Raw genomic sequence first — 5,138 nt, 5'->3', positions numbered from 1 at the left:
ACCCTGCTGGACCAGCTCGCCACCCGGCGCGCCCATGCCCCAGCCCTCGCCCCGGCGCCGCCCCCCCCCCCGCGTCTGTGGTCTCACACCCCGGGGGGTGGGGGGGCGGCCCCCAAGGGCCGGGCCGGGGCCGAGCGGCAGCGAGGTGACCGACCCGCCGCCGGCGGAGCCGCGGCGCCGGGCGCCGTCGGGGTCGGCCGGGCCGGCGGTGGCGGCGGCGGGCTGGAGGAGCAGGGCGACGGTGCAGCCGGCGAGCACGGCGGCCGGGAGGGAAAGGCGCATAAACCGGATGGTGGCGGCAAATCGGGCCACTCGCCACGTCGCCTCGCGCCCGGTCCGCCACCCCTCCCGACGGCCCACTCGAAGGCCGTAGGCTGGGGCGCACCATGACTGCGCATTTCGCTGCCGATGCCCGCACCCCCGTCGAACTGCTGCACGCATATCTGCGAGGCGGCACGTCCACGGTCGATCCCGCGGCCCCGCTGGTCACCTTCTACGACGACGCCACCGGTGAACGGGTGGAACTGTCCGCCCGGACCTTCGACAACTGGGTGGCCAAGACGGCCAACCTCCTCCAGGACGAGTTGAACGCCGGCCCGGGCGACCGGGCCGTACTGCTGCTCCCCGCCCACTGGCAGAGCGCCGTCTGGCTGCTGGCCTGCTGGTCGGTCGGGGTGGCGGTGGTGCCCGGCGGCGACCCGGCCGCCGCCGACCTGGTGGTCAGCGGCCCGGACGGACTGGCGGCCGCCCACGCCTGCGAGGGCGAGCGGGTGGCCCTGGCCCTGCGCCCGCTCGGCGGACGCTTCCCGCAGCGCCCCGACGGCTTCCTCGACTACGCCGCCGAGGTGCCCGGCCAGGGCGACCGCTTCGCGCCGTACTCGCCCGTCGCCCCGGACGGCCACGCGCTGGAGACCGCCGTGGACGGGCTGCCGCTGAAGCTGACCGGCGAGCAGACCGTCGCGCTGGCCCGGGAGGGGGCCGCCCGGCTCGGACTGAAGCCCGGCGACCGGGTGCTGTCCACCTTCTCGTTCGACGACTGGACCGGCCTGGAGGCCGGTCTGCTGGCGCCGCTGGCGTCCGGCGCCTCGGTGGTGCTGTGCCGCAACTCGCAGGGGCTCGACCCCGAGCAGTGGGAGAAGCGGACCGAATCCGAACGGGTGACACTGCGCCTCGGGTAACCCCCGGGTCGGGCCGGGCGGGTAGGGATCCCTGCCATGGCCGAGGACGACACCGCGCACCCCCCGACCGACCCGCCCCCGACGGATGCGCACCCTTCCGAACCCGGACGCCCGCGTCGGCGCCGGCGGTGGCTGATGATCACCGCCGGCGTCGTCGCGTTCCTGCTGGTCGCCACCGGGGCACTGCTCTGGATCGCCTACCGCACGCTGGACGGCAACATCCGCACCGACTCGGCCACCGACCGACTGCTCGCCCGGCTGGAGGCCGAGCGGCCGAGCCGGACCGCCGGGGCCAAGGGCTCCGAGAACATCCTGCTGATCGGCAGCGACGACCGCTCCGGCACCAACTCCTCGTACGGCGGCGAGCCGGGCACCCAGCGCTCGGACACCACGATCCTGCTGCACCTGGCCGCCGACCGGAAGCACGCGACGGCGGTCTCCATCCCGCGCGACGTCATGGTCACCGTCCCCGCCTGCGAGAAGCCCGACGGCACCCGCAGCAAGGCCGGGCTGATGCAGTTCAACTGGGCGTTCGAGATGGGCGGCGCGGCCTGCTCGATCCGCGCCGTCGAGCAGCTCAGCGGCATCCGGATCGACCACTACGTGATCCTCGACTTCAACGGCTTCAAGACGATGGTGAACGCGATCGGCGGGGTCGAGGTGTGCGTCCCGCAGGCGATCCACGACAAGGACGCCAGACTCGACCTGCCCGCCGGGCGGCAGACCCTGCACGGCGAGCAGGCACTCGGCTACGTCCGGGCCCGGGAGAGCCTGGGCGACGGCAGCGACACCCAGCGGATGGGCCGTCAGCAGCAGTTCCTGGCCGCGCTGATCCGCAAGGTGCAGTCGCAGGGCGTGCTGCTGAACCCGGCGCGGCTGTGGCCGGTGCTGGACGCGGCCACCTCCTCGGTCAAGGCGGACGGCGGGCTGTCCTCGCTCGGGGCGCTGTACGACCTCACCCAGGACCTGCGGGACATCCCCTCGGCGGACGTGGTGCTCCTGACCGCGCCGCGCCGCCCGTACCGGTACGACTCGGACCGGGACGAGTTCGTGCAGCCGCAGACCACCCAGTTGTTCACCGCGCTGCGGGACGACCGGTCGGTCGCCGTCCGGCCGCCCGGTTCGGCGCCGTCGCCGGGTGCCGTCGCCGGGGCGGGCGCCGGGGCGGGCGTCGGGGCGGGCGCGAGCCCGAGTCCAAGTCCAAGTCCGGTGGCGGCGGGTGCGGGTGCGGGGTCGGACGGGGCGGCCGGGGCCGTGGGGGCTGCGGGGGCTCCGGCGAAGGCGTCACCTTCGGCGGACGCCTCGCCCACCTTCGAGGGACGCACGGCCGACGTGGACGCCTGCGCGCAGCACTGATCGCGGCTGCGCCGCAGGTCGGCGCGGGTTTTCCGGAAATCCCGCACACCCAGGGGGCTTTACCCGGCCATTACCTGGACATGGCGCAGATCACACCGGAACGATTCAGCCGTTCGGCTCGTCTAGTGTGTCCGGATCGGCCCGCCGAACGGGCGAGCCGGAGTCGTGACCGGTCGGAGGTAGGGAACCCCCGTGCAGCAGGACAAACCGGAGGTCGATCCCGCCGACCAGTGGACGCGCGACCCGGAAACCGGCCAGTACCGCCTCGACCCGGCCGCCGGCATCCCCGGGCAGCGCCGCCGGACGGCCGACCGGAGAGCCCCCGGGGAGACGCCGGCCACCGAGTCGGCCGGGACCGGGACCGCCGACGTCCCCGGGCCGGGCCGCCGCGACTCCCGGCGGCGGGCGGCCGCCGCCGCCAAGCGGACCCGGCGCCGCCGGGCGCTCAAGTGGACCGCCGGGGCCGGCGCCCTGGTGATGGTCGCGGGCTGCGGCGGGGCGTACTACCTGTACCAGCACTTCAACAGCAACCTGACCTCCGTCAAGGTCCAGCTGGGCAACGAGGAGGAACGGCCCAAGGCCGCCGGGGACGCGCTCAACATCCTGGTGCTGGGCACCGACAGCCGGCAGGGCCTCGGCCGCGAGTACGGCAACGAGGGCAGCGTCGGGCACGCCGACACCACGCTGCTGTTCCACATCTCCAAGGACCGCTCCAACGCGACCGCGATCAGCATCCCGCGCGACCTGATGGTGCCGATCCCGGAGTGCCAGAGCGGCAGCGGCAAGAAGATCCCCGGCTCCGCGCGGGACATGTTCAACAACAGCCTCGGCCAGGAGGGGCGCGACCCGGGCTGCACCTGGAAGACCGTCGAGAAGATGACCGGGATTCGGGTCGACCACTTCGTGCAGGTCAACTTCGAGGCGGTGAAGACGCTGTCCAGCGCCGTCGGCGGGGTCGAGGTCTGCGCGGCCAAGGACATCAACGACAAGGACTCGCACCTGAAGATGAGCAAGGGCCGACACGTGGTCCAGGGCGACGAGGCGCTGGCCTTCGTCCGCACCCGGCACGCCGTCGGCTTCGGCGGCGACCTCACCCGCATCCCGCTCCAGCAGCAGTTCATCAGCTCGATGATCCGCAAGATCAAGAGCGACGACACCCTGACCAGCCCGAGCAAGCTCTACAAGCTCGCCGACGCCGCCACCAAGGCGCTCACCGTGGACTCCGGGATCGGCAGCGTCGACAAGCTCAAGGACCTCGCGCTGGACCTCAGCAAGGTGGACACCAAGAACATCACCTTCGCCACCGTGCCGGTCCTGGACGACCCCAAGGACAAGGACCGGCTGGTGCTCAAGCAGCCGGACGCCGGGCAGCTGTTCTCGATGGTCGCGGGCGACCGCTCGCTGACCGAGACCGCCGCCCCCGCCGACGCCGCCACGGCCGCACCGGAGACCGCACCGGCGACCCCGACCGCCGCCGCCCCGACGGTGGACCCCAAGGACGTCCGGGTGACGGTGCGCAACGGCAGCGGGACGCGCGGGCAGTCGGGGCCCACCGTGGAAAAGCTCCGCACCAAGGGTTTCGCCAAGGCCACCACCGCCCCCGACGCGCCCGTCACCGCAACCACCACGGTGTCCTTCCCGACCGGGCAGGACGCCGCGGCCGCCGCCCTGGCCGCCGCGCTCGGCCTGCCGGGCGACGCCGTCCGGCCGGACCCGAAGGCGGATCCGAAGGGCCCGCTGGTGCTGGTGCTCGGCAAGGACGTCCTCGCCGCTCCGGCGGCGGCCCCGACCGAGGCGCCGAAGGACCTCCAGCGGGTGCAGGCGGACGACACCGACGCGTGCGCCAAGTAGCTAGGGGCCCTGGGCCCTACTCCGGAGCGAGGGTGCCGTCCGTCTCCCGGTAGTGCTCGCCGGTGCGGGGGCAGCGCCAGCGGCCGTCGCCGACGGGTTGCAGCGGCTCGCCGGCGCGGCCGACCCAGCCGATCCGGCGGGCCGGGACGCCGGCGGCCAGGGCGAAGTCCGGGACGTCCCGGTGGACCACCGCGCCGGCCGCGACCAGCGCCCAGCGGCCGACCGTCACCCCGGCGACCAGGACCGCCCGGCCGCCGATCGAACAGCCCTGACGGAGCGTCACCCCTTCGGCGTGCCAGTCCTGTTGACGCTTGGGCCGACCGTCGGGGGTCACCGCGCGGGGGTGGCGGTCGTTGGTGAGGACGGCGGCGGGGCCGATGAACACCCCGTCCTCGACCAGCGCGGGCTCGTACACCAGCGCGTGGTTCTGCAGTTTGACCCGGTCCCCGATCCGGACGCCCGGGCCGACGTAGGCGCCGCGGCCGATCACGCACTCGGCGCCGACCACCGCGCCCTCGCGGACCTGGGCGAGGTGCCAGACCGTCGTCCCCGCGCCGATGACGGCCCGTTCGTCGACGTCCGCGCTCGGCTCGATCCGGGCCACGCCGGGCCCGCCCTCAACTGTCGCCATGCGCACCGACGATAGCGGCGCGGGCTCGAGCGCCCCCCGGTGGTAGCCCCAACCGCCCCCCCCCCGCCCGCGGGGGGCCGCTCCCCCCCCCCGCGCGCCCCACCCTCGCGGGGGCGCACAGC

Annotated in this window: 4 protein-coding genes and 1 pseudogene; 3 read left to right on the top strand and 2 right to left on the bottom strand. The window is 74.6% G+C overall.

Annotation, left to right across the window (positions count from 1 at the left end):
• Positions 1 to 282: pseudogene (locus ACFV6I_RS34230) on the bottom strand (hypothetical protein); the annotation flags it as partial.
• Positions 283 to 386: 104 nt separating this feature from the next.
• Between ACFV6I_RS34230 and ACFV6I_RS34225 the strand changes: the two are divergent.
• The 3 genes from ACFV6I_RS34225 (at position 387) to ACFV6I_RS34215 (ending at position 4,385) form a co-directional block, all read left to right on the top strand.
• Positions 387 to 1,178 carry a TIGR03089 family protein gene (locus ACFV6I_RS34225; RefSeq protein WP_380429633.1) on the top strand — a complete coding sequence of 264 codons (792 nt, stop codon included), beginning with the start codon at positions 387 to 389 and terminating at the stop codon, positions 1,176 to 1,178.
• Positions 1,179 to 1,214: 36 nt separating this feature from the next.
• Complete coding sequence (locus ACFV6I_RS34220; RefSeq protein ID WP_380429630.1) at positions 1,215 to 2,534, top strand: LCP family protein; 1,320 nt, start codon at positions 1,215 to 1,217, stop codon at positions 2,532 to 2,534.
• A 192-nt stretch (positions 2,535 to 2,726) separates the two neighbouring features.
• Positions 2,727 to 4,385: an LCP family protein gene (locus tag ACFV6I_RS34215; protein WP_380429627.1), complete on the top strand. Its 1,659-nt coding sequence runs from the start codon at positions 2,727 to 2,729 to the stop codon at positions 4,383 to 4,385.
• A gap of 16 nt (positions 4,386 to 4,401) precedes the next feature.
• Here the strand turns inward: ACFV6I_RS34215 and ACFV6I_RS34210 are convergent, their stop codons facing one another.
• A complete protein-coding gene (locus tag ACFV6I_RS34210) occupies positions 4,402 to 5,016 on the bottom strand; it encodes a DapH/DapD/GlmU-related protein (RefSeq protein WP_380429625.1) in 615 nt (204 codons plus the stop codon).
• Positions 5,017 to 5,138: the final 122 nt, after the last annotated feature.

The sequence above is a fragment of the Kitasatospora sp. NPDC059803 genome (assembly GCF_042732255.1).
Lineage (GTDB): Bacteria > Actinomycetota > Actinomycetes > Streptomycetales > Streptomycetaceae > Kitasatospora.
The sequence above is the reverse complement of the archived record's forward strand: the minus strand, read 5'-3'. Positions and strand labels throughout refer to the sequence as shown.

Excerpts from the sequence above, each read along its gene's own strand:
- ACFV6I_RS34225 (WP_380429633.1), top strand. The coding sequence starts at position 387 with ATGACTGCGCATTTCGCTGCCGATGCCCGCACCCCCGTCGAACTGCTG.
- ACFV6I_RS34220 (WP_380429630.1), top strand. The coding sequence starts at position 1,215 with ATGGCCGAGGACGACACCGCGCACCCCCCGACCGACCCGCCCCCGACG.
- ACFV6I_RS34210 (WP_380429625.1), bottom strand. The coding sequence starts at position 5,016 with ATGGCGACAGTTGAGGGCGGGCCCGGCGTGGCCCGGATCGAGCCGAGC.